The following is a 25061-nucleotide window of genomic DNA, read 5'->3' as shown; positions in this document are numbered from 1 at the left end:
GCATCTCCAGGGGGATCACACGCATGGGACGGCCGCGCACACCGCTCCTCGACCGTGAGCGCATCACCACGACGGCACTGCAACTCGTCGATGAGCAGGGCGACTTCAGCGTGCCGCAGATCGCGAAGCGGCTCGGGGTGCAGACCGGTTCCGTGTACCACCATGTGGACGGCCGGGACGGCATCGTGGAACTGCTGCGGGAGCGGGTCGCGGCCGCGATCGATCCCGGCACGCTGGATGCCACGCCGTGGGACGCGGCAGTGGAGGCGTGGGCGCGCTCCTACCGGGCGGCGTTCGCCGCTCATCCGAAGGCGATCCCGCTGCTGATGACGTCACCCGTACGAGCGCCCCGGGTGCTGGAGCAGTACGAACGGGCCGTGACACTTCTGCTCGACGCGGGCTTCGCGCCGGGTGACGTGATGCCGCTGATCATCGCCCTGGAGAACCTGGTGCTGGGGTCGGCCCTCGACCTCGCGGCACCCGAGACGATGTGGGTGCTGACGGAGACGACTCCGACGCCACGGCTGGCAGAGGCGCTGGCGGCGGCGGGCGAGGGGCGGACGAACCGGGCGTTCGAGGTGGGGCTGGCGGGGTTCCTCGCCCATGCAAGGAGCACACTGGCGGCGGGCGGCTAACCGGGCCTTGTCTTCAGGGGCGCGGGGCGGTGCGCATCAGCGGCTCCGCCGCGATGGGGGTCCCCCCGCTCGAGCGAAGCCGAGAGTGGGGAAGCGACCCGCCACAGACAACCCGCAGCCGACTACGCACCGTAGAACAGCGTCTCCACCACCGCCCGAGCCCGACGGGCCGTACGGCGATAACCGTCCAGCATGTCCCCCACATGGCCGTCCCCGTACCCCAAGTACCGCCCCACCGCGGCCAGTTCACGCCCGTCCGACGGAAAGGTGTCCCCCGCGCGGCCGCGCACCAGCATCACCGCGTTGCGCACGCGCGTGGCCAGTACCCACGCCTCGTCCAGGATCGACGCGTCCTCGGTCGAGATCAGCTCGGCCGCGGCCGCCGCCGCGAGCGCCTCCCGGGTACGGGTCGTGCGCAGGCCCAGCTCGGCCCAGCCGTGCTGCAGCTGCAGCAGCTGCACGGTCCATTCGACGTCGGACAGGCCGCCGGGCCCGAGCTTGGTGTGCAGCTTGGGGTCGGCGCCGCGGGGCATCCGCTCGGACTCCATGCGGGCCTTCAGGCGGCGGATCTCCCGTATGGCGTCGTCCCCGAGCCCCTCCGCCGGATACCTCAGCGGATCGATCAGCTCGATGAAGGACCGCCCCAGCTCCTCGTCCCCGGCGACCGGCTCGGCCCGCAGCAGCGCCTGCGACTCCCAGACCAGGGACCAGCGGCGGTAGTATGCCTCGTACGACTTCAGTGTCCGTACCAGCGGCCCGGACTTGCCCTCGGGCCGCAGGTCCGCGTCGATCAGCAGCGGCGGGTCCGCGCTCGGGATCTGCAGCAGCCGCCGCATCTCGGAGACGACCTTGTTCGCCGCCTCGGAGGCCTCCTGCTCGGCCACGCCCTCCCACGGCTCGTGCACGAAGATCACGTCCGCGTCGGAGCCGTAACCCAGTTCGTGCCCCCCGAAGCGCCCCATGCCGATCACGGCGAAGCGGGTCGGCAGTTTGTCGCCCCAGCCGTCGCGCACCACCGCACGCAGCGTCCCGGCGAGCGTCGCCGCCGTCAGGTCGGACACCGCGCCGCCGACCAGGTCCACCAGCGCGCCCTGGTCGGCCTCGGCGGGCTGGGTCTCGGTGCCGTAGGAGCCGACGATGTCGACCGCGGCCGTACGGAACAGCTCGCGGCGGCGGACGCCGCGGGCCGCGGTGACCGCCTGCTGGGCGTTCTCCGCGCGGCCGACGGCGGCGAGGATCTCCTGCTCCAGCTGGGCGCGCTCGCGCGGCTCCAGCCCCCCGCCGTCGCCGTCGCCGAGCAGGGCCACCGCCTCCGGGGCGCGCATCAGCAGGTCGGGGGCGAGGCGCCCGGCGGACAGTACGCGTGCGAGGTTCTCGGCCGCGGCGCCCTCGTCCCGCAGCAGCCGCAGATACCAGGGGGTCTTGCCGAGCGCGTCCGAGACCTTGCGGAAGTTGAGCAGGCCGGCGTCCGGGTCGGCGGAGTCCGCGAACCAGCCAAGGAGCACGGGCAGCAGGGTCCGCTGGATGGCGGCCTTTCTCGTCACCCCGGAGGCCAGCGCCTCCAGGTGGCGCAGGGCGGCGGCCGGGTCGCCGTAGCCGAGCGCGACCAGCCGCTCCCTGGCTGCCTCCGGGCTCAACCGGGCCTCGCCGGGGGCGAGTTGGGCGACCGCGTCGAGCAGGGGGCGGTAGAAGAGCTTCTCGTGCAGACGCCGTACGACGGCTGCGTGCCGCCGCCATTCGCGGTTGAGCTCGGCGACCGGGTCGACGCGCAGGCCCAGGGACCGCCCGATGCGGCGCTGGTCCGCCTCGTCCTCGGGGACGAGATGGGTGCGGCGCAGGCGGTAGAGCTGGATGCGGTGCTCCATGGAGCGCAGGAAGCGGTAGGCGTCGTCGAGCTGCACGGCGTCGGCCCGCCCCACGTACCCGCCCGCCGCCAGCGCCTGCAGCGCGTCCAGGGTGGTGCCGCTGCGCAGCGCCGCGTCCGCCCGCCCGTGCACCAACTGCAGCAGCTGTACGGCGAATTCGACGTCCCTGAGGCCTCCGGGGCCGAGCTTCAGTTCGCGGTCGACCTCGGCGGCGGGGATGTTCTCGACGACCCGGCGGCGCATCCTCTGGACGTCGACGACGAAGTTCTCCCGCTCGGCGGCCTTCCAGACGAGGGGTTCGAGGGCGGCGACGTACTCCTCGCCGAGCTCGATGTCGCCGGCCACCGGGCGGGCCTTGAGCAGCGCCTGGAACTCCCAGGTCTTGGCCCAGCGCTGGTAGTAGGCGAGGTGGCTGGAGAGGGTACGGACCAGCGGACCGTTTCTGCCCTCGGGGCGCAGATTGGCGTCGACCGGCCAGATGGACCCCTCCACCGTCGTCTCGGAACAGATCCGCATCATGTGCGAGGCGAGCTTGGTGGCGGAGCGCAGGGCCTTGCCCTCGTCTGCCCCGTCGACGGCCTCGCCCACGAAGATCACATCGACGTCGGAGACGTAGTTGAGCTCATGGCCGCCGCACTTGCCCATCGCGATGACCGCGAGCCGGCACAGCGCGGCGTCCTCGGGCGCGGCGGCGCGGGCGATGGCGAGGGCGGCGCGCAGGGTGGCGGTGGCGAGGTCGGCGAGTTCGGCGGCGGTCTCGGCGAGGTCGGTGGTGCCGCACACGTCGCGGGCGGCGATGGACAGCAGGCAGCGGCGGTAAGCGACCCGCAGGGAGACGGGGTCGGTGGCCTCCGCGAGGCCCCGCTCGAACTCCTCCACCCCCGGGTGCAGATCCCGCGGCTCGTAGGTGACCAGCGCCTCCCAGTCACGCGGGTGCCGGGCCAGATGGTCGGCGAGCGCGGCGGAGGCACCGAGCACGCCGAGCAGCCGGTCGCGCAGCGGCTTGGCCGCTATGAGCGTGTCGAGCAGCTCGCGGTGCGCGGTGGGCCCCGGCTGGGCCTCCAGGAGCCGTACCAGACCGAGCAGCGCCAGGTCCGGGTCGGCGGTCGCACCCAGCGCGTCGAGCAGCACCGGGTCGTCCCGCACGGGCATCAGCTCGACGCTGTCCAGCAGCCGCTCGGCGGCGGAGGGATCGGTGAACCCGTGCCGCAGCAGCCGCGTGAAGGTACTGCTTCTGCGCCCGGGCACCGTCATCCCCGTCCTCCTGTCGGATCAAGGTCGTACTGGCCCGAGCCTAACCGCAGACACTGACACAAGCGCCGGGGCGGGACGACCGATGAGTTCCCCCGGCGGAAGCGGTCTTCTCTTCGAAGGGACTTCGCAGGGACTCCGCAGGGATTCCTGCACGGATTCTCCGGTACGAGGAGTGGCAGCCCATGGCGGACAACGACCCGCAGACCCGTCTCGACCCCCTGTACAGCGACCCGCAGGCCACCGCGACCGCCTGGTCCGAGGCCGAGGCGCTGCTCGCTCAGGCCGAGCTGTTCTGGATCTCGACCGTGCGGCCGGGCGGGCGGCCGCATGTGACGCCGCTGCCCGCGGTCTGGGCGGACGGCGCGTTGCACTTCTGCACGGGCCCCGAGGAGCGCAAGGCGAAGAACCTCGCGGGCAATCCGCAGGTCGTGCTGACGACCGGCAGCAACAGCTGGGACAAGGGGTACGACCTGGTCGTGGAGGGCGAGGCGGTGCGCGTGGCCGACGAGGACCGGCTGCGCGAGCTGGCCGCCGCGTGGGAGGCCAAGTACGGCAGCTTCTGGCACTTCGAGGTACGGGACGGAGCGTTCCACCACGGCGGCGGGCCCGCGTTCGTATTCTCTGTGGCGCCCCGCACCGTTTTCGGCTTCGGTAAGGGGGAGCCGTTCAGCCAGACGCGGTGGCGATTCGAGTGACGTACGACCGACGCAACGACAAGGGAGTCGCTCCATGGAGATGAGCCTCGAAGTGATCCTGCTGCCGGTCTCGGACGTGGACCGGGCCAAGGAGTTCTACCGGGACAAGGTCGGCTTCCATGTGGATCTCGACGGCGAGGTGATGGAGGGGGTGCGGATCGTCCAGCTCACCCCGCCCGGGTCGGGGTGTTCGATCGCGCTGGTCGACGGCCTGCAGGTGCCGACCGGGACGCCGCAGCCGGGGACGTACCACGGGATGCAGCTCTGCGTGACGGACGCGAAGGCGGCGTACGAGGAGCTGACGGCGCGCGGGCTGGAGGTCACCGAGCCGCAGCAGTTCGCCCCGCAGGACGGCGCCACCTTCATGTACTTCAAGGACCCGGACGGCAACGGCTGGGCCATCCAGGAGTACCGGCGCCGGGAGACGGAACCCCTGCACAAGGTGCTGGCCGACCTGGCGGCCCAGCGGCAGTAGCCGACGAAGGCCGCGGCGCATCGGCGCCGCGGCCTTCCCGTGCGTTTCTGGAGCGGAGAGCCCTACAGAACTACAGAACCGGCAGGTTCTTCCGCAGCTCGAACGCCGTGACCTCGCTGCGGTACTCCTCCCACTCCTGGCGCTTGTTGCGCAGGAAGAAATCGAAGACGTGCTCGCCCAGGGTCTCGGCGACCAGGTCGCTGCGCTCCATCAGAGTGAGCGCCTCGCCCAGGTTCTGCGGGAGGGGCTCGATGCCCATCGCGCGGCGCTCGGCGTCCGAGAGGGCCCAGACGTCGTCCTCGGCGCCCGGCGGGAGCTCGTAGCCCTGCTCGATGCCCTTCAGGCCGGCGGCCAGCAGCAGCGCGTACGCCAGGTACGGGTTCGCGCCCGAGTCCAGGGAGCGGACCTCGACCCGCGCGGAGCCCGTCTTGCCGGGCTTGTACATCGGGACGCGGACCAGGGCCGAGCGGTTGTTGTGGCCCCAGCAGATGTAGGAGGGGGCCTCGCCGCCGGCGCCGGCCGTGCGCTCCGAGCCGCCCCAGATGCGCTTGTAGGAGTTCACCCACTGGTTGGTGACCGCGGAGATCTCCGCCGCGTGCTTGAGCAGGCCCGCGATGAAGGAGCGGCCGACCTTGGAGAGCTGGTACTCCGAGCCGGACTCGTAGAACGCGTTCCTGTCGCCCTCGAAGAGGGAGAGGTGCGTGTGCATGCCGCTGCCCGGGTGCTCCGAGAACGGCTTCGGCATGAAGGTCGCCTGGACGCCCTGCTCCAGTGCCACCTGCTTCATGACCAGGCGGAACGTCATGATGTTGTCCGCCGTGGAGAGCGCGTCGGCGTAGCGGAGGTCGATCTCCTGCTGGCCCGGGGCGCCCTCGTGGTGGGAGAACTCGACCGAGATGCCCATCGACTCCAGCATGGTGATCGCCTGGCGGCGGAAGTCCATGCCGATGTTCTGCGGGGTGTGGTCGAAGTAGCCGGAGTTGTCGGCGGGCGTCGGGCGCGTGCCGTCCAGCGGGCGGTCCTTCAGCAGGAAGAACTCGATCTCCGGGTGGGTGTAGAAGGTGAAGCCCAGGTCGGAGCCGCGGGTCAGGGCGCGCTTGAGGACGTAGCGCGGGTCGGCGAAGGACGGGGAGCCGTCCGGCATGAGGATGTCGCAGAACATGCGGGCGGTGCCGGGGGCCTCGGCGCGCCAGGGCAGGATCTGGAAGGTCGACGGGTCCGGCTTGGCGATCATGTCGGACTCGTAGACACGGGCGAAGCCCTCGATCGCCGAGCCGTCGAAGCCGATGCCCTCGTCGAAGGCCTGTTCAAGCTCGGCGGGGGCCACGGCGACGGACTTGAGGAAGCCCAGCACGTCCGTGAACCACAGCCGTACGAAACGGATGTCGCGCTCCTCCAGTGTCCGGAGCACGAACTCCTGCTGCTTGTCCATCTTCCGCTTCCCCATCCTTGCTGGTCAGGCCGCCTGTCTCCCTGTCCCGCAGGAGGCGGTCGGGCACCTGAGCATCACACCACAACAGCATTTCGTGCGCGTTGCCGACCATGATCGGCCGGCCGACCGCGGCCTGAACGCCTCGCCAACGGCGGGTGTACTGCTCACCGCCCATCTTGCCTGCTCGGACCGACATCCGTAATGGGAGGCCCGGCAGAAGGTAATGAGCGCCTCCGCAGGAACCGGCTTTCCCTTGCCCCGTCTGCAAAACGTCACCGGTCTCCCACTACGATCAGGCGACCCGACCGACATTTTTTCCCACCCCCCACCCGATTCCCCCAGAAGGACACTGCGATGGCCACCGCCAAGAAGAGCAGCAGCGCGGCACGCAAGGCTCGAATAGAGGAGATGCGGCGCGCCGAGCAGGCCCGCGAGCGGCGCAACCGGATCCTCACGATCGGCGCGAGCGTGCTGGTCGTCGCCGCTCTGGTGGTCGGCGGTGTCTTCATCGTGAAGTCGCAGGACGGCAAGAAGAGCGACACGGCGAGCGACACGACGTCCTCGGGCGACGGCAAGGGGCACTTCGTCACCGGCAAGGACGGGGTGCGGACCTGGACGGGCAAGCTGGCCCGCAACCATGTCACCGGGACGGTCGGCTACCCGATGCACCCTCCGGTCGGCGGCAACCACAACCAGGTGTGGCTCAACTGCAACGGCGACGTCTACACCAAGGCCGTGCACGACGAGAACGCCGTACACGCCCTGGAGCACGGCGCGGTCTGGGTGACGTACACCGACAAGGCGAAGAAGTCCGACGTGGACAAGCTCGCGGCGAAGGTGAAGCAGACGCCGTACTCGCTGATGAGCCCGTACTCCGACCAGTCCTCCCCGATCGAGCTGTCGGCGTGGGGGCACCAGCTGAGCGTGACGAGCGCCGACGACCCGAAGGTCGCCAAGTTCTTCGAGACGTATGTGCAGGGCAAGCAGACCCCGGAGCCGGGTGCCTCCTGCACCGGCGGGACGATGTGACGTGAGGAAGCACATCGGCTGGATCGCCGGGGCAACGGCGGCCGCGCTCGTCGCCGCGGGTGCGATCACCTATGCGGTCGCCGAGGACGGCGGGTCGGACACGGGCGCGAGCACGCCCACCGCCGACTCCGCGGACGCGGGATTCGCGCGGGACATGGCGGTGCATCACCAGCAGGCCGTCGAGATGTCGTACATCGTGCGCGACCGTACGAAGAACGCGGAAGTGCGACGGCTCGCCTACGACATCGCGCAGACGCAGGCCAACCAGCGCGGCATGCTGCTGGGCTGGCTGGATCTGTGGGGGCTGCCGAAGGTGTCGGCGGATCCGCCGATGACCTGGATGGGCATGGGCGACATGGCCTCCGGCAAGGACGGCGCGCTGATGCCCGGCATGGCGACCAACACGGAGATGACGAAACTCGGCACGCTCAGCGGCAAGCAGGCCGAGGTCTTCTATCTGCAGTTGATGACGGACCATCACAAGGGCGGCATCCACATGGCCGAGGGCTGTGTCGCCAAGTGCCGGGTCGGGGTGGAGAAGAGTCTCGCGCAGGGCATGGTCGACGCTCAGCAGTCGGAGATCAAGCTGATGGCGGACATGCTCAAGGAGCGCGGGGCGAAAGCGCGTTCATAACCCTCCGAGGGGAACGAAAGCCTCAAATCGCCCTGGATGACGGTTCCTTGGGTTTCTCTTGGCTTACGCATTCCCCTGGCATGAACGGTTCATCGAAAGAGTGACCCCCATCGCTTGATCCAATGCCCGCGCCTCCGCCGCGGAGCGGGTTGTCTACGCGGATCACAGCGACGACCGACCACACATGCGAAGAACCGCATCGCAGGGGGTTCCATGAGATCCAACCGCGCCAAACTGCGCACCGTGAGCATGGCGGCGACACTGCCCATGATCGCCGGTGCGCTGGCGCTCGGCATACCCGCGGCGCACGCCGCGGACAACCCCGGCCGGAACGCACTCGCGGGCACCAAGCCCGCGTGGGCGACGGCCAGGGCGGACAAGGGAGCCACGTCCGACAGCTCCCGGGTCTCCGCCCGGGTGTATTTCGCGGGCAAGGACGCCGCCGGCCTCGCCGCCTACGCGAAGGCCGTGTCCGACCCGAGCTCGGCCTCGTACGGCAAGTACCTGAGCGCCAAGCAGGCACAGGCCCGCTACGGCGCGACCAAGGCCCAGGTGGCCGCGGTCAAGTCGTGGCTGAGGTCCGCGGGCCTGAAGGTCACGGGCACCACGCAGCACTACGTCTCCGTCACCGGTGACGTGGCCGCCGCCGAGAAGGCGTTCGGCACCCAGCTGCACAACTACACCAAGGGCTCGAAGACCTACCGGGCGCCGGCGAAGGCCGCCTCCGTCCCGGAGAGCCTGAAGGGCGCCGTCCTGACCGTCACCGGCCTGGACAACGCTCCGCACAAGTCGACCCACGACGACCAGCTGCCGCCGCCGGAGACCGTGTTCCGCAACTCCGGGCCGTTCTCCTCGTACTTCGGCTCGAACATCGCGAGCACGCTGCCCGACGCCTACGGTTCGAAGATCCCGTACGCGATCAAGGGCTACACCGGCAAGCAGCTGCGCGCCGCCTACGGTGCGGGCAGCTACACCGGCAAGGGTGTCCGGATCGCCATCACGGACGCGTACGCCTCGCCGTCCATCGCGTTCGACGCGCAGACGTACGCCGGCAAGCACGGCGACGCCAAGTGGACGACCGGGCAGCTGCACCAGGTCCTGCCGAAGAAGTACACGAACACCAAGGACTGCTCCGCCGCCGGCTGGTACGGCGAGGAGACCCTGGACGTCGAGGCCGTGCACGCGGTCGCGCCGGCCGCGGACGTCACCTATGTGGGCGCCGCGTCGTGCATGGACAACGACCTGCTGGACTCGCTGAGCAAGGTGGTGGACAACCACCTCGCCGACATCGTCTCCAACTCGTGGGGCGACATCGAGGCCAACCAGACGCCGGACCTCGCGGCCGCCTACGACCAGGTGTTCCAGTTCGGCGCGGTCGAGGGCATCGGCTTCTACTTCTCCTCCGGTGACAACGGCGACGAGGTCGCCAACACCAAGACGAAGCAGGTCGACACCCCGGCCAACTCGGCCTGGGTGACGGCGGTCGGCGGTACCTCGCTGGCGGTCGGCAAGAGCAACAACTACCAGTGGGAAACCGGCTGGGGCACCGAGAAGGCCGTGCTGTCCGCGGACGGCAAGAGCTGGACCAACTTCCCCGGCGCGTTCACCTCGGGTGCGGGCGGCGGCACCAGCAAGACGGTCGCCGAGCCCTTCTACCAGAAGGGCGTCGTCCCGGACGCGCTCGCCACGGCCAACAGCGCCGACGGCAACCGTGTCGTCCCGGACATCGCGGCGATCGCCGACCCGAACACCGGCTTCCTGGTCGGCCAGACCCAGACCCTGCCGGACGGGAAGACCCAGGCGTACGACGAGTACCGCATCGGCGGCACCTCGCTCGCCGCTCCGGTCATCGCGGCCGTCCAGGCACTGGCCCAGGAGGCACACGGCGGCAAGGCGCTCGGCTTCGCCAACCCGGAGATCTACGCCCGGTACGGCAAGGGTGTCTACCACGACGTCGTCGACAAGCCGACGGGCAAGGACCTCGCCGTCGCGCGCGTCGACTTCGTCAACGGCTACGACGCCACCGGCGGCCTGGCCACCTCGGTCCGCAGCCTCGGCAAGGACAGCTCGCTGTCCGCGGTCAAGGGCTACGACGACGTCACCGGCGTGGGCTCGCCCGCGAACGGCTACGTGGAGTCGTACAAGGGCCACTGAGGCACCGCACCGCCGGTAACGGCACCTGAGGGGCGCGGGATGTGTTCATCCCGCGCCCCTTCGGCGTGCGTGGGGTGACGCACACCCCGCGCCCGGCGATCGCGTCGCTCTGACGAGCCCGCCGCCGAGCCGCTGAGGCAGGGGAGAAAGAACCCGAGCCGTATCGCAGGGTGGGGCACTTCTGTTTCCGGTTTTCCGGTCAGCCTGTCGGCAGCCGGAAAACCGGAAGGCGCCCACGAGTCAGCGAGTTCCCTTGCGGCGGCGGTCAAGGATCAGAAAGACCAGGAATCCGGCGGCGAAGAGCAGCGCGCCGGCGATCAGGAACGGCACCGGGGCGTACTCGTCGGTGCAGGTCTCCCCGCCGGCCGTGGCCCGGCACACGTTCCCCGGGCCACCCCGGTTCAGGTAGGCAACGTAGAAGAGCGGCAGCGACAGGCCGGTGACGGCTCCGACGACGGCGTTCCGATGCCCCTTGCGCAGCAGGAACACGGCGGCCAGGGCTCCCAGGACGATCAGGACCAGGCCCACCGAGAGCAGCGCGGCCAGCCCGAGCGCCACACAGCCACCGACCGCGAGCCATGCCAGGAACCAGCCCCACTCCTGCGCGCGCTCATCCCGGACTGCGACACCATTGCTTTGCACAGCGCCTCCTGCTTCGGCGTGAGACTCGCTCGATCGGACGGCGAATCCGCAGGAACCAGCGTACGCTCTGCCATGATCACGCCAAAGGTTGGCGGGGGTGCGCGGCGCTGAGGCCCGCCCCCATCGCGTCGCTCTGACGATTACACTGATCCTCGTGCCTCAGTCGAACTTCTGGTCCATCTATCAGCACGGCTTCGCCCGCGTCGCCGCATGTACGGGCCACACCGTCATCGCGGACCCGCCCGCCAACGCCGAGGCGGTCCTGCGTCACGCACGCAGATGCGCCGAGGAGGGTGTCGCCGTCGCCGTCTTCCCGGAGATGGTGCTGTGCGGCTACTCCATCGAGGACCTCCTGCTGCAGGACGCACTGCTCGACCAGGTCGAGCAGGCGCTCGGGGAAGTGGTGGCCGGCTCGGCGGAGCTGCTGCCGGTGCTGGTCGTCGGGGCCCCGCTGCGCCATCGCCACCGGGTCTACAACTGCGCGGTGATCGTGCACCGCGGCCGTGTCCTCGGTGTGGTGCCCAAGTCGTACCCGCCGTACTACCGGGAGTTCTACGAGCGCCGGCAGATCGCCGACGGCGCCGACGAGCGCGGCGGGTCGATCCGGGTCGGCGGCGAGTCCGTGCCGTTCGGCGTGGATCTGCTGTTCGCGGCCGACGACGTGCCCGGTCTGGTGCTGCACGCGGAGATCTGCGAGGACATGTGGGTGCCGGTGCCGCCGAGCGCGGAGGCGGCCCTCGCCGGTGCGACCGTCCTCGTCAACCTCTCCGGCAGCCCGATCACGGTCGGGCGGGCCGAGGACCGCAAGCTGCTGTGCCGCTCGGCGTCCTCGCGCTGCCTCGCCGCGTACGTCTACGCGGCCGCCGGGCTCGGCGAGTCGACCACCGACCTGTCCTGGGACGGCCAGGCCATGGTCTACGAGAACGGTGCGCTGCTGGCCGAGACCGAGCGGTTCCCGCTCGGCGACGAGTACGCCATCGCCGACATCGACCTCGACCTGCTGCGGCAGGAGCGGCAGCGGATGGGCACGTTCGACGACAACCGCCGTACGCACCGGGCGCGCACCGGTGACTTCCGGACCGTCGGGTTCGAGCTCGATCCGCCGCTCACCGATCTCGGGCTGCGCCGCCGGCTGGAGCGCTTCCCGTTCGTGCCGGCCGACGCGGAGCGGCTCGCCCTGGACTGCTACGAGGCGTACAACATCCAGGTCGAGGGCCTCCAGCAGCGCCTCGCCTCGATCGGCGGCCCGAAGGTGGTCATCGGGGTGTCCGGCGGCCTGGACTCCACGCATGCGCTGATCGTCGCCGCGCGGGCGATGGACCGTGCGGGGCGTCCGCGCAGCGACATCCTGGCGTGGACCCTGCCCGGCTTCGCGACCAGCGACCACACCAAGGCCAACGCGCACGCGCTGATGCGCTCTCTGGGGGTCACGGCGGCCGAACTGGACATCACGCCGACGGCGCGGCTGATGCTGCAGGAGATGGGGCATCCGTTCGCCTCCGGTGAGCCGGTGTACGACGTCACCTTCGAGAACGTGCAGGCGGGCCTGCGCACCGACTACCTGTTCCGGCTCGCCAACCAGCGCGGCGGCATCGTGCTCGGCACCGGTGATCTGTCGGAGCTGGCGCTCGGCTGGTCCACGTACGGCGTGGGCGACCAGATGAGCCACTACAACGTCAACTCGGGTGTGCCGAAGACGCTGATGCAGCATCTGATCCGGTGGGTCATCAGCAGCGGGCAGTTCGACGAGGAGACGGGGAAGATCCTGGCCGCGATCCTCGACACCGAGATCAGCCCGGAGCTGGTGCCGGGTGAGGAGATGCAGTCGACCGAGTCGAAGATCGGGCCGTACGCGCTGCACGACTTCACACTGTTCCATGTGCTGCGGTACGGGTTCCGGCCGTCGAAGATCGCCTTCCTGGCCTGGCACGCGTGGCACGACTCGGACGCGGGCGGCTGGCCGCCCGGCTTCCCCGACGCCAAGCGGGTGGCGTACGACCTGCCGGAGATCCGGCAGTGGCTGGAGGTCTTCTGCCGCCGCTTCTTCGCGTTCGCGCAGTTCAAGCGGTCGGCGATGCCCAATGGGCCGAAGGTTTCGGCCGGGGGTTCACTGTCCCCGCGGGGGGACTGGCGGGCGCCTTCGGACAGCTCGGCGACAGCTTGGCTGCAGGATCTTGCCCGCTTCGATTAGTTTCGATCGGTTCAGTGCGGGTGAGCGGGGGTGCGCGGCCCTGGGGGCTGCGCCCCCGGACCCCCATCGGCCCGAGGGCCTCGTCCTCAGACGCCGGACGGCCTGAAAATTGCTGACCGGCGCACGGGCGGTAAGCCTCAGTGGTGCAGCGCCTCCGCCTGCTGTGGCATGTGCGACGCGACCACTCGTTCCCGGCCGGCCTGCGGCTGCGGAGCGACCTGCCTCCGGTCCACCGCATACGCGACCCCCGCGACGCCCAGTCCCAGCACCGCCAGCATCGCGCCCGCCAGTGCCGGGGACGTCACGCCGAAGCCCGCGGCCAGGGCGACGCCCCCGATCCACGCTCCCCCGGCGTTCGCCAGGTTGAACGCGGCCTGGTTCGCGGACGACGCCAGGGACGGGGCCGCCGACGCCTTCTCCATGACCATCAGCTGGAGCGGCGAGCCGGTGATGAAGGCCGCCGCGCCCAGCAGGACCACCGCCAGGGCCGCGGTCCACTGTGTCGACATCAGCAGCGGGAACAGGGCCAGGACGCCCGCCAGGGAGACCAGGCCGCCGAAGAGCGTCCCCCGCAGGGAGTGGTCCGCCAGGCGGCCGCCCGCCAGGTTGCCCACCGTCGCGCCGACGCCGAACAGCGCCAGCAGCAGCGTCACGCTGGTCTCGGCGTACCCGGCGGCATCCGTGAGCATCGGCGTGATGTAGCTGTACGCGGCGAACAGCGCGCCGAAGCCGGCGACCGTGGTGCCGAGCGCCAGCCAGACCGGCACGGAGCGCAGGGCGGCCAGTTCGCCGCGCAGGCCCGTCGCCGGGGCGACGTGGGTGTGGTCGTGCGGGATCAGCGCCGCCAGGGAGGCGATCGCGGCGAGTCCGATGGCGCTGACACCGAGGAAGGCGGCCCGCCAGCCGAGGTGCTGCCCGATGAGTGTGGCCACCGGGACACCGGCGATATTGGCGATGGTGAGGCCGAGGAACATGAGGGAGACCGAGCGGGCCTTGCGCTCGGGGGCGACCAGGTTCGTCGCCACGACCGCACCGACGCCGAAGAAGGCCCCGTGCGGCAGACCGCTCAGGAAGCGGGCGGCCAGCAGGGAGTCGTAGCCGGGGGCGAAGGCCGACAGCGCGTTGCCCACCACGAACAGGGACATCAGGCCGATCAGCACCGTGCGGCGGGACATCCGCGCGGTGACCGCGGCCAGCAGCGGGGCGCCGATGACGACGCCCAGCGCGTACGCCGAGACGAGGTGCCCGGCGGTGGGGACGGAGATGTGCAGGTCGTCCGCGACGTCGGGCAGCAGGCCCATCATCACGAACTCGGTGGTACCTATTCCAAAAGCGCCGACGGCCAGAGCGAGCAGGGCCAGGGGCATGAAGGGGCCTGTTCCTTTCAGATCAAAGGGAGAGCGGAGTCCATAGTTTAAGTTCAACAACGGAACAAAGTCTCTCGGGCCCTGTATTCCAGGAGTTTAAGAGCTGGTGTCCAGGCTCACACGGGCCGCGATCGGCAGGTGGTCGCTCCCGGTCCTCGGCAACGTCCACGAGGTCACCGGCTCGATGCCCTGGACCATGATCTGGTCGATCCGCGCCATCGGGAACGAGGCCGGCCAGCTGAACCCGAACCCGCTGCCCGCCGCGCCCTGCGTGGAGCGCATCTGGGAGGTGACGCCGTTGAGGGCGCGGTCGTTCATCGTGCCGTTCAGGTCGCCGAGCAGCACCTTCCGCTGCAGCGGCTCGTGCGAGATGGCCTCGCCCAGTGCGTTGGCGCTCGTGTCGCGCTGCCGGGCCGTGAACCCGGCCTCCAGCTTCACCCGCACGGACGGGAGGTGGGCGACGTAGAAGGCGACCTGCCCCTCGGGGGTGGTCACCGTGGCGCGCATGGCCCGGGTCCAGCCCAGCTTGATGTCGACGGCCCTGACCCCGGTCATGGGGTACTTGCTCCAGAGTCCGACGGTGCCCTGAACCGAGTGGTACTTGTACGTCGACGCCAGCGCCTTCTCGTACACCGGCACCGCCGACGCGGTCAGCTCCTCCAGGGCCAGCACGTCCGCGCCGGACGCGGCCACGTCACGGGCCGTACCCGAGGGGTCGGGGTTGTCGGCGTTGACGTTGTGCGTGGCGACGGTCAGGTCGCCGCCGCCGACGGTCTTGTCGGTGAGCAGCCCGCCGAAGAGGTTCAGCCAAACGGCCGCCGGCAGCACCACCGCGATCAGCGCGGTCGCCGACCTGCGCACCAGGGCGAGCAGGAGCAGCACCGGGACCAGGAGGCCCAGCCAGGGCAGGAAGGTCTCGGTGAGGCTGCCCAGGTTGCCGATGCGGTTGGGGATCCGGGCGTGCAGCAGCATGACCAGGGCGAGGACCACCGCAAGCGCGGCGACGACGAGGCCACGGCGCCAGATTCTCGGGTCGCCGCGCCATCCTGAGACCAGGCGGTTGAGCAGGCGCCGAAGCCGGTCTCCCCGGTGCTCGGGACCCGAGCCGCCGTTGCCCGTCTCCGTCACATACGCCTGCTGCGCCATACCGCGTCGCCTCACTGCCTGCCGTGCAACCCGTCCGTCCCCCCGTGTCTGAAACCCTAGGGGATGATCGAGCCCGATCCTGCCGTCGCATGACGGCCGTACGGGCACGAGGACGACGAACCCGGCGCGGGGAGTTCCGAATGCGCCCCGGGAAAGCGCCCTCTGTGACGCAACGCGCACATTCGGTCTAGGTGGTTGAGGATTTGACGGGTCGTAGCCCTTCGAGGACGGTGTCCACGATCCGCTCCGACAGGCCCTCGGAGAGATCGGTCTCCACGTCCGCCTCCGGGCGCATGACGGTGCGCAGCAGCATGGGGCCGACGATCAGGTCGTTGACCAGCTCGAGGTCGACGTCCTCGCGGAGTTCGCCGTTCTGCTGGCCGCGGCGCAGGATCTCGATCTGCAGTCTGCGCCGCGGCCGGACGACGGAGGCGTGGTAGGCGGCCCAGACCTTCGGGCTGCTCTTCATCTGGGCGAACACGTTGTGCAGGAGCACCGAGGTGCGGGTCATGACGCCGCGCTGCCGCAGCTGCTCCAGGAGAGCCACCAGGTCGTCACGCATGGACGTGCCGGGGAGTTCGGGGTCCGGGGGCTCGGCGGCGCGTACGACGTCGACGAAGAGCTCCTCCTTGCCGTTCCAGCGGCGGTAGATGGTGGCCTTGCCGACGCCCGCCGTGCGGGCGATCCGCTCGATGGAGAGTTCGGCGAGCGGGACGCCCTCCTCCAGGAGCTTCATCACGCCTTCTATGACGGCGCGTTCGACCGCCTCACTGCGGGGGCGCCCCCGTGCAGGCACCCCGGGAGGGGCCGGACTGTCGGCGAGGCTCACTTCTGCGTCCCTTCCTTGTGCTGCAGCGATTCTCCCCGTTGCCCCCCGGTACGGCGGAAGACGCTATTCCGTCGCTGCCACCAACTCCTGCTCCTCCTCCCCCTCCTGACGGGCCGACGTCTTCCCGGGCAGGAACAGGGCCACGACGGCCGCGCCGACGACCGCCACGCCCGCTCCCCACAGCGCGGTGATGTGCATCGCGTGCAGGAACGCGTCGTTGGCCGGGGTGATCAGGGCCCTGCCCTGCGGGCCGAGCTTGGCGGCGACGCCGAGGGTGGCCTCGATGGACTCGCCCGCGGTGTCGCGCAGGCCGGCGGGCAGCGGGCCGAGCTTGCCCTCGATGCCGTTGCGGTAGGCCGTGGACAGGACGGAGCCGAGGACCGCGATGCCGAGGGCGCCGCCGACCTGGCGGAAGGTGTTGCTGAGCGCGGACGCGGAGCCGGCCTTCTCGCGGGGCAGGGCCTGCATGATGACGACGCTGGTCGGCGTCATGATGTGTGCCATGCCGGTGCCCATGAGGAAGAAGATGACCTCGAGGAGCCAGATCGGGGTGTCCGCGTCCAGCGTGGCGAACGCGGCCAGCATCGCAGCGATGATCACCATGCCGCCCGTGGTGGTGGCCTTGTTGCCGAAGCGGTCCACGACCAGCCGGGCGCGCGGCGCGAAGATCAGCTGGGCGGCGGCCAGCGGCAGCATCAGCAGACCGGTCTGCAGCGGCGAGTAGCCGCGCACGCTCTGGGTGTAGAAGACGGAGAAGAAGGTCACGCCCATGAGCGCGAAGAAGACCAGCGCGATGGCGGCCATGGCGGCCGAGAAGACCTTGTTCCGGAAGTAGGTGACGTCGAGCGACGGGTGGTCGCTGCGCTTCTCGAACACGACGAAGCCGGCGAGCACGACAAGGCCGGCGGCGATCGTCGACAGCACCTTGACGTCCGTGAAGTCGGCGAGTTCGCCGCCCTTGATGATGCCGTAGACGAGCAGGACGAGGCCGACCACGGACAGGACGACGCCGACGGGGTCCACGCGGCCCGGCCTCGGGTCGCGGGAGTCGGGGACCAGCCACAGCATCAGCGCGAGGGCGAGCAGCACGATCGGCACGTTGATGAGGAAGACGGAGCCCCACCAGAAGTGGTCGAGGAGCACACCGCCGGTGATCGGCCCGATGGCGATGGCCAGACCGACGCCGCCCGCCCAGATACCGATGGCCTTCGGCTGCTCCTCCCGCTCGAAGACGTTCATGAGGACCGCGAGGGTGGCCGGCATGACGAAGGCGGCACCGAGGCCCATCAGCGCGCGGAAGGCGATGAGCTGGGTGGGTGAGCCGGACTCCGCGGCCAGCGCGGACCCGATGCCGAACACGGCGAGCCCGCCGAGCAGGACCTTCTTGCGTCCGAGCCGGTCGCCGAGCAGGCCCGCGGTGAACAGCAGACCCGCGAAGACGAGCGTGTAGGCGTTGATCGCCCACTCCAGCTCGCTCTGCGTGGCGCCCAGCCCGGTCGGGGCCGGGGTGGAGATCGTCTTGATGGCGACGTTCAGGATCGAGTTGTCGAGCACCACGATCAGCAGGCTGAGCATCAGGACGCCGAGGATCGCCCAGCGGCGCCGGTGCACCGCCTCCGGTATCCGGGGTGCGGGAACGGGTGGAGTCGTCATGCCGTCCAGGCTAGGCGAATTCCGATACGAGACGGTGCCGTATCGTAAATCTTTTACCTGGACCTTACGCCCGGCCCTGCGTGCCGTACGTGACGGAGTTCCCTCTGGCCCTGGCTGGCACGAAGTGCCACCATGGGGGTGATCCGGGGACGCCGTCAGGGCGCCTCGAGATGACTGAAGGAGCCGTTGCAATGACGCAGCTTTCGGCTGCCCAGACTGTCCAGAACAGGCCCTCCGACGGCAGCAAGGCGCTGTATGGAGGCAAGGGCACACGCCGTATCACCGTTCGCGACATCGCCCTCGCCAAGGAACGCGGCGAGAAGTGGCCCATGCTCACCGCCTACGACGCGATGACCGCGTCCGTCTTCGACGAGGCCGGCATCCCGGTGATCCTCGTCGGCGACTCGGCGGGCAACTGCCACCTCGGGTACGAGACGACCGTGCCCGTCACCATGGACGAGATGACCATGCTGTCCGCGGCCGTCGTACGCGGTACGCAGCGCGCCCTGATCGTCGGCGACCTTCCCTTCGGCTCCTACCAGGAGGGTCCGGTGCAGGCGCTGCGCTCGGCGACCCGGCTGGTGAAGGACGCCGGGGTGGGTGCCGTGAAGCTGGAGGGCGGCGAGCGGTCGCACGAGCAGATCCGGCTGCTTGTCGAGTCCGGCATCCCGGTCATGGCCCACATCGGGCTGACCCCGCAGTCCGTGAACGCGATGGGCTACCGGGTGCAGGGGCGCGGCGAGGAGGCGGCCCAGCAGCTGCTGCGGGACGCGAAGGCCGTGCAGGACGCGGGTGCGTTCGCGGTCGTGCTGGAGCTGGTGCCGGCGGAGCTGGCGGCCGAGGTGACGCGGGTGCTGCACATTCCGACGGTGGGGATCGGGGCCGGTCCCGAGACGGATGCGCAGGTGCTGGTGTGGACGGACATGCTGGGGCTGACCTCCGGTCGGGTCCCGAAGTTCGTCAAGAAGTACGCGAACCTGCGTGAGGTCATGGGGAACGCGGTGAAGGAGTTTGCCGAGGACGTGGTCGGCGGGGCGTTCCCGTCGGAGGAGAACTCCGTCCACTAGAGCCATAGCGGCACAGAGGCAGCCCGTCGATTTCCCCCGTCGACGGGCTGCTGGCTTTTGCGCCTAAACCGGCGCCGCTCTCGCGGAGGGGGTGCTCGCCATCGTGGTTCCTCAATTGATGGTTGCGGTGCTTGTCGGCGAGGTGTAGGTGGCTGTCGGTGACCTGTCGGTGCTTTGTCGGTCGGCCCTGTCACCTTCGTTGTCATGACGCGAATCGACAAGAACCCCAGCGGCGGGAATGCCGCCGTCACCGTGCGGGGGCTGGTCAAGCACTACGGCGAGACCAAGGCGCTGGACGGTGTCGACCTGGATGTGCGCGAGGGCACCGTGATGGGTGTGCTCGGGCCGAACGGGGCCGGCAAGACCACCCTCGTGCGGATCCTGTCCACCCTGCTCGCCCCGACCTCGGGGCAGGCGACCGTCGCCGGATACGACGTGCTGCGGCAGCCCCGGCAGCTGCGCCGGGTGATAGGTCTCACCGGGCAGTACGCCTCCGTCGACGAGAAGCTCCCCGGCTGGGAGAACCTGTACATGATCGGGCGGCTGCTCGACCTGCCCCGCAAGGAGGCACGCGCGCGTGCCGACGAGCTGCTGGAGCGGTTCTCGCTCACCGAAGCCGCCAAGCGGCCCGCGAGCACCTACTCCGGCGGTATGCGGCGGCGGCTGGACCTGGCGGCCTCGATGATCGGGCGGCCCGAGGTGCTGTTCCTCGACGAGCCGACCACCGGACTCGACCCGCGCACCCGCAACGAGGTGTGGGACGAGGTCAAGACCATGGTCGGCGAGGGCGTGACCGTGCTGCTCACCACCCAGTACATGGAGGAGGCCGAGCAGCTCGCCACCGAGCTGACCGTCGTGGACCGCGGCAAGGTCATCGCCGGCGGTGCGATCGACGAGCTGAAGGCCAAGGTGGGCGGACGGACGCTGCGGGTGCGGCCCGCCGACCCGCAGCAGCTGCGGCCGCTCGCCGCCACCCTCGACGACCTCGGCATCACCGGGCTCGCCACCACCACCGTCGACACCGAGAGCGGTTCCGTGATCGTGCCGATCCTCAGCGACGAACAGCTGACCGCGGTGACCGGCGTGGTCATCTCGCAGGGCATCACGATCAGCGCCATCACCACCGAACTGCCCAGCCTGGACGAGGTGTTCCTGTCCCTCACCGGCCACCGCGCCAGTGCCCCGCAGGACGCCGTACCCACCGACACCCTCGAGGAGGTCGCCGTATGAGCGCGGCAACCGCCACCGCTCCGGCCGCCGATGCGCGCATCCCGCTGCGCGGCCACCTGCGCCACACCGGCGCCCTGATCCGCCGCAACCTGCTGTGGATCAAGCAGGACCCCGAGTCGATGTTCGACGCGCTGCTGATGCCGGTCATCTTCACCCTGCTGTTCGTGTACGTCTTCGGCGGCTCGATCGGGCAGGCGCTGGGCGGCGGCCAGCACGGGTACGTCCAGTACGTCATCCCCGGCATGATCGCGATGATGAGCATGTCGCTGTCGCAGGGCGTGGGCACCGGCTTCAGCCAGGACTTCAACTCCGGTGTCATGGACCGCTTCCGGTCCCTGCCGATCGGGCGCGGCTCGGTGCTGTTCGCGAAGATCGCGGTCGAGCTGGCGCGCATGCTGTTCGCCACGACCGTGCTGATGATCGTCGCCGTGCTGGTCGGCTTCGACATCCACCACTGGGGCGGTCTGTTCGCGACGGTGGGCCTGTCCGCGGTGTTCGCCTCGTCGATCATGTGGGTGTTCCTCACCCTGGGCGTGGTCCTGAAGAACGCGCAGTCCGTGCAGGCGATGGGCTTCCTGGTGCTCTTCCCGCTGCAGTTCGGCTCGTCGATCTTCGCGCCGACGAAGACGATGCCGGGCTGGCTGAAGGCCTTCACCGACTACAACCCGCTGTCCACGCTCGCCGACGCGGCGCGCGGACTGATGGTGGGCGGCCCGGTCGCACACGACCTGTGGGTGACGCTCGGCTGGTCCGTGGCGATCACGGCGGTCGCGGCGCCGTACGCGATCCACAAGTTCCGTACCAAGAGCTGACGCAGCCCGGGTGTGCTTCGGTCCGCGTCAGACCAGGGCGGCGGCCTCCTCCGCGGAGAGGCCGCCGCCCTCCGCGCGGGCGGCCTCGTACACCTCGTCGCCGAGGGACGCGCGCGCGAGCCGTTCGGCCAGGGCGTACACCTCGCGCTCCATGGACGTCGCGACATGGCCGGCCGGCAGCAGGGTCTGCGCGGTCCCGATGCAGCGGGCGGCGTCCCGGGCCCGGCTGCCGCCGTTTGCACCGGCGAGGCCGATCGCGGCGAGGGCCAGGTACAGCGGGCGCATGTGCGGGGCGATGGCCTCGGACAGCGGGTCACGGGCCCGTTGCAGCGCCTGCCGGGCCTTGTCCAGGGACTGCTCGTAGTTGCCGTCGGCCGCCTCCACGAAGGCCTCCGAGCCGAGGATGAACGCGTCGAAGACGATGAAGTGGGCGATCTTGAACTCCTCGCGCAGCAGCCGAAGATGCTCGCGCGCATCCTGCATCCGGCCGGTCATGGCGAGCCTGCCGGCGAGGAACATCCGGGCGGCGGGCATGGCCTCGTTGCCCGAGCCGTCCCTCCGCTCGATCACCTCGCGCAGCAGCTGCTCGCCCCGCTCCGTCTCGCCCGCCTCCAGGAGCGCGCTGCCGAGCCGGGCGCCCAGCACAGCCGTCTGGGCGCGGGCGCCGAGCCGTTCGGCGCGTTCCAACGCCGCCTCGTAGTCGGCGGCGGCCGCCGCGTACTCGCCGATCCGTTCATGGGCCTCGCCGCGGGCGGACAGCGCCTCGGCGGTGCCCCACAGGTCGCCGATCCGCCGGTAGATCTCCAGCGACTCGTCCGCGTCGCGCCGCGCGTCTCCCGCCCAGTCGCTGCGGTTGGCGAGGAGGTTGGCGCGCATCTGCAGGGTGGCGGCGAGTTCCCACTCCATGCCCGGCGTGGCCCGGCAGGTGTCGACGCTGGCGTCGAGGATCCCGGGCAGCCGGTCCACGCTGCCGGTCAGCATCACGGCGTAGAACCAGAGAATGCCGGGCGTACGGCAGTTCTGCGGGAGGCCGGGCCTGTAGACCTCGGTTATGGTGCGCAGCTTCTCCTTCGCCTGCGGGGACTCCCAGGCCTCCAACTCGGTGTCCATGCAGGCCAGATGGGCGAGATGGACCCCGCGGCGGGCCTCGACGAGGAGTTCGCCGGACAGCGGGGGCGGGACGTCGGTGCAGCGCTGCCAGAGCGGTTCGGCGCGCCGGGCGGGGGCGGTGAAGGGGTCGGGGCCGAGGGCCATGACCTCGGCGCACCAGTTGCGGGCCTCGATGCGGGCGTCACGCATCTGCCAGTACCAGGACAGCGACAGGATCAGGCACAGGCCCTCCTGTTCGTCGCGCTCGGCGACGGCGTGGCGCAGGGCGGTGCGCAGGTTCTCGTACTCGCGCTCCAACAGCTCGATGGCGGCGAGCTGGCCGGGACCGCGCAGCAACGGGTCGGTGGTGCGGGCGAGTTCGCGGTAGTACGTCAGGTGCGCGCGCTCGGTCTCCGGGCGCCGCCCGGCCTCGTCCAGACGCTCGCCGGCGTACTCGGCGACGGTCTCGAGCAGCCGGTAGCGCATGCCTCCGTCGCCCGAAGGGGCAGCCACCACAAGGGACTTGTCGACGAGCGAACCGAGGGCCTCCAGCGCTGCGGGTCCACAGACCGCCTCGGCGGCGGCAAGATCACAGCCGCCCGCGAAGACGGAAAGCCGCCGCAGGACCTCCCGCTCCTCCTCGTCGAGCAGATCCCAGGACCAGTCGACGACCGCGCGCAGGGTCTGCTGGCGGGGCAGGACGGTGCGGCTGCCGGAGGTCAGGAGGCGGAAGCGGTCGTCGAGCCGGTCAGCGATCTGACGGGGTGTCAGCATACGGAGCCGGGCGGCGGCGAGCTCGATCGCGAGCGGCAGCCCGTCGAGCCGCCGGCAGATCTCGGCGCACGCCTCGTGGTCCTCGTCCACCCGGAACCCGGGCCTGGCGGCCGCGCCCCGGTCGGCGAGCAACCGCAGCGCAACCGGCTCGGGCAACGGCTCCACGGGCCGCAGCAACTCGCCCGGTACGCCGAGGGGTTCACGGCTGGTGGCGAGCACCGTCAGCTCCGGGCAGCGCTCGAGCAGCTCCTCCACCAGCCGGGCGGCTGCCTCGACGACATGCTCGCAGTTGTCGAGGACGATCAGCATGCGCCGCCGGCCACAGTGCTCGGCGAGCCGCTCGACGGGGTCGTCGTGCCGCTCGGCCCCTGCCGCCCGCATCGCCTCGGCCCCGGCGCCGTACAACACGGTCTCACGGGCTCCGACGGCGGTCAGCACGGCCTCCGGTACGGCGTCGGGGTCGTCGACGGGCGCGAGCTCGGCCAGCCACACCCCGTCCCGGGCCGCGTACCGCACGGTCTCGGCGGCCTCCTGCGACAGCCGGGTCTTCCCCGCCCCGCCGGGCCCGAGCAACGTGACCAGCCGGGCCGCCGCGAGATCCCCGCGGATGGCCTCTATGTCACCCTCCCGTCCGACGAAGGAGGTGAGGCGGGCGCGGAGGTTGCCGGGGGGCTGGGGAGCATCGGATGCGGGGGCGGCAGCCGCCCTACCTTGGGCGCCGGTCCCCCGACCCGGCAGGCCGCCGACCACGGACCCGGCCCCCGCACCGTCCGGCCCTCCACCGGCGGCACCCGACCAACCGACCGCCCCCTCACCACTGTTCCGCCCGTAGCCGTCCGACGGGACGCCGGCGCCACTTCCACCCGGCCGCCCGGCCCGCCGTCCCGACCGCTCACCGACACCTCGCCCGGAACCACCCGCCGGATCGCCGGTTACACGGCCGCGCGTCCGCAAGTCCCAATCCTCCGGCCGCAGCAACTCCCCCGGTCCTTCACCGACATCCCGGCCAGAACTACCGGGGCCCCCGGCGCCAAACCCTCGTCCCCGCGAGTCCCCCTCCTCCGACCGCAGCAACTCCCCCGGCCCCTCACCGACACCCCGCCCGCGACCACCCGACGGGGCACCGGCGCCGCGGCCGCGCCCCCGCGCCTCCCGCTCCTGCGGCGACGGCCACTCCCCCGACCCCTCACCGACACCCCGGCCAGAGCCACCCAGCGGAACGTCGGCACCAAGCCCGCGTCCCGGCTCATCCGGTCGCAGCAACTCCCCGTACAGCGCCCTCAGTTCGCTCCCCGGGTCCGCTCCCAGACGGTCCGCCAGCAGCCGTCGTACCTCCTCGAACGCGGCCAGGGCCTCCGCCGTGCGGCCTGCGTCGCGCAGGGCGCGCAGGCGTAGGGCCTGGAGGGGTTCGTCGAGGGGGTGGGTGTCGCACAGGGCGGTCAGTTCGGGCAGGGACTGCTCGGCGTGGCCGAGGGCGAGGGCGGCGGTGTGGCGGGTACGCAGGGCGTCGAGGCGGCGGGTGTCCCAGCGGGCCGCCGCCGCGGTGCGATCGGGGAGGTCGGCCAGGGCGGGCCCGCGCCACAGGCCGAGGGCGTCGTCGAGGACGACGGCCGCCTTGGCGGGGTCACCGTCGGCCAGCGCCCGCGTGCCCTCGCCCGTCAGCCGCTCGAAGCGGTGCAGGTCGACGTCGTCGGGCCGGGCCGCGAGCCGGTAGCCGCCCTCCGCGGAGGCGACGGCGTCCGCGCCGAGCGCCCGCCGCAGCCGGCCGACCAGCGCCTGCAGCGCACCCGGCGCATCGGCGGGCGGGTCACCGCCCCACACCTCGTCGACCAGGACGCCTGCGGGCACGGTACGCCCGGCGCGCAGGGCCAGCACGGTCAACAGAGCACGCAGCCGCGCCCCGCCGACCGGGACAGGGGTGCCGTCGGGGCGGAGCGCCTGAGTGGTGCCGAGGATGCGATAGCGCACGGGGTCCATTGTCTCCGTTGACGTCGGGGGCGGTCATGGGGTTCGGGTGAGCGGGGCGGGGCGGGGCGGGGCGGTCACGGGGGCGACGCAACCGTGCTCGTCCCCGCCGGCCCGTCGCCG

18 protein-coding genes are annotated in these 25061 nt (G+C 70.9%); 10 read left to right on the top strand and 8 right to left on the bottom strand.

The window, feature by feature from the left end; genetic code table 11:
- The first annotated feature begins 23 nt into the window (after positions 1–23).
- Complete coding sequence (locus IH68_RS0111170; protein ID WP_030932360.1) at positions 24–635, top strand: TetR/AcrR family transcriptional regulator; 612 nt, start codon at positions 24–26, stop codon at positions 633–635.
- A gap of 122 nt (positions 636–757) precedes the next feature.
- Here IH68_RS0111170 and IH68_RS0111165 read toward each other — a convergent pair whose 3' ends face one another.
- Positions 758–3754: a bifunctional [glutamine synthetase] adenylyltransferase/[glutamine synthetase]-adenylyl-L-tyrosine phosphorylase gene (locus tag IH68_RS0111165; RefSeq protein WP_030932357.1), complete on the bottom strand. Its 2997-nt coding sequence runs from the start codon at positions 3752–3754 to the stop codon at positions 758–760.
- A 182-nt stretch (positions 3755–3936) separates the two neighbouring features.
- Between IH68_RS0111165 and IH68_RS0111160 the strand changes: the two genes are divergently transcribed.
- On the top strand, positions 3937–4449 hold the full coding sequence (locus IH68_RS0111160; protein WP_030932354.1) for a pyridoxamine 5'-phosphate oxidase family protein: 513 nt from the start codon (positions 3937–3939) through the stop codon (positions 4447–4449).
- Between the two features lie 34 nt (positions 4450–4483).
- On the top strand, positions 4484–4924 hold the full coding sequence (locus IH68_RS0111155) for a VOC family protein (RefSeq protein WP_030932352.1): 441 nt from the start codon (positions 4484–4486) through the stop codon (positions 4922–4924).
- A gap of 70 nt (positions 4925–4994) precedes the next feature.
- Here IH68_RS0111155 and IH68_RS0111150 read toward each other — a convergent pair whose 3' ends face one another.
- Positions 4995–6356: a glutamine synthetase family protein gene (locus IH68_RS0111150; RefSeq protein ID WP_030932349.1), complete on the bottom strand. Its 1362-nt coding sequence runs from the start codon at positions 6354–6356 to the stop codon at positions 4995–4997.
- Between the two features lie 354 nt (positions 6357–6710).
- On the opposite strand from IH68_RS0111150, the gene IH68_RS0111145 reads away from it, so the two are divergent.
- From IH68_RS0111145 to IH68_RS0111135, 3 genes are all read left to right on the top strand, one after another.
- Positions 6711–7385, top strand: a complete 675-nt coding sequence (locus tag IH68_RS0111145; protein WP_030932346.1) for a DUF3105 domain-containing protein — start codon at positions 6711–6713, stop codon at positions 7383–7385.
- Position 7386: 1 nt separating this feature from the next.
- On the top strand, positions 7387–8019 hold the full coding sequence (locus IH68_RS0111140) for a DUF305 domain-containing protein (RefSeq protein ID WP_030932343.1): 633 nt from the start codon (positions 7387–7389) through the stop codon (positions 8017–8019).
- Positions 8020–8232: 213 nt separating this feature from the next.
- Positions 8233–10173, top strand: coding sequence for a S53 family peptidase (locus IH68_RS0111135; protein WP_030932340.1), 1941 nt, complete (start codon positions 8233–8235; stop codon positions 10171–10173).
- A gap of 240 nt (positions 10174–10413) precedes the next feature.
- Here IH68_RS0111135 and IH68_RS0111130 read toward each other — a convergent pair whose 3' ends face one another.
- Complete coding sequence (locus IH68_RS0111130; protein ID WP_037884729.1) at positions 10414–10815, bottom strand: hypothetical protein; 402 nt, start codon at positions 10813–10815, stop codon at positions 10414–10416.
- A gap of 154 nt (positions 10816–10969) precedes the next feature.
- Between IH68_RS0111130 and IH68_RS0111125 the strand changes: the two genes are divergently transcribed.
- Positions 10970–13006 (top strand): NAD(+) synthase, encoded by a 2037-nt coding sequence (locus tag IH68_RS0111125; protein WP_030932333.1) that lies wholly within the window; start codon positions 10970–10972, stop codon positions 13004–13006.
- A gap of 137 nt (positions 13007–13143) precedes the next feature.
- On the opposite strand, the gene IH68_RS0111120 is transcribed toward IH68_RS0111125, so the two are convergent.
- The 4 genes from IH68_RS0111120 to IH68_RS0111105 all read right to left on the bottom strand — a co-directional run bounded on the left by IH68_RS0111120 (position 13144) and on the right by IH68_RS0111105 (position 18001).
- Positions 13144–14373, bottom strand: a complete 1230-nt coding sequence (locus IH68_RS0111120) for an MFS transporter (protein ID WP_030932330.1) — start codon at positions 14371–14373, stop codon at positions 13144–13146.
- Between the two features lie 96 nt (positions 14374–14469).
- Positions 14470–15519, bottom strand: coding sequence for an endonuclease/exonuclease/phosphatase family protein (locus IH68_RS0111115; RefSeq protein ID WP_030932327.1), 1050 nt, complete (start codon positions 15517–15519; stop codon positions 14470–14472).
- 187 nt (positions 15520–15706) lie between these two features.
- Positions 15707–16348 (bottom strand): TetR/AcrR family transcriptional regulator, encoded by a 642-nt coding sequence (locus IH68_RS0111110; RefSeq protein WP_030932326.1) that lies wholly within the window; start codon positions 16346–16348, stop codon positions 15707–15709.
- 63 nt (positions 16349–16411) lie between these two features.
- Positions 16412–18001, bottom strand: a complete 1590-nt coding sequence (locus IH68_RS0111105) for an MFS transporter (RefSeq protein ID WP_030932324.1) — start codon at positions 17999–18001, stop codon at positions 16412–16414.
- A 191-nt stretch (positions 18002–18192) separates the two neighbouring features.
- Here IH68_RS0111105 and panB point away from each other — a divergent pair, with 191 nt between their 5' ends.
- The 3 genes from panB (at position 18193) to IH68_RS0111090 (ending at position 21110) form a co-directional block, all read left to right on the top strand.
- Complete coding sequence (gene panB, locus IH68_RS0111100) at positions 18193–19068, top strand: 3-methyl-2-oxobutanoate hydroxymethyltransferase (protein WP_030932321.1); 876 nt, start codon at positions 18193–18195, stop codon at positions 19066–19068.
- 204 nt (positions 19069–19272) lie between these two features.
- Entirely contained in the window at positions 19273–20298 is a 1026-nt protein-coding gene (locus IH68_RS0111095; RefSeq protein ID WP_030932318.1) for an ATP-binding cassette domain-containing protein, read from the top strand.
- Positions 20295–21110, top strand: a complete 816-nt coding sequence (locus tag IH68_RS0111090; protein ID WP_030932316.1) for an ABC transporter permease — start codon at positions 20295–20297, stop codon at positions 21108–21110. Before IH68_RS0111095 ends, IH68_RS0111090 begins: the two co-directional genes overlap by 4 nt.
- A gap of 27 nt (positions 21111–21137) precedes the next feature.
- On the opposite strand, the gene IH68_RS0111085 is transcribed toward IH68_RS0111090, so the two are convergent.
- Entirely contained in the window at positions 21138–24950 is a 3813-nt protein-coding gene (locus IH68_RS0111085; protein ID WP_030932313.1) for an AfsR/SARP family transcriptional regulator, read from the bottom strand.
- Positions 24951–25061: the final 111 nt, after the last annotated feature.

Origin of the sequence: Streptomyces sp. NRRL S-646, assembly GCF_000720765.1 — a bacterium.
Taxonomy (GTDB): Bacteria; Actinomycetota; Actinomycetes; order Streptomycetales; family Streptomycetaceae; genus Streptomyces.
Note: the sequence above shows the minus strand (reverse complement) of the source record. Positions and strands in the feature narration are given on the sequence as shown.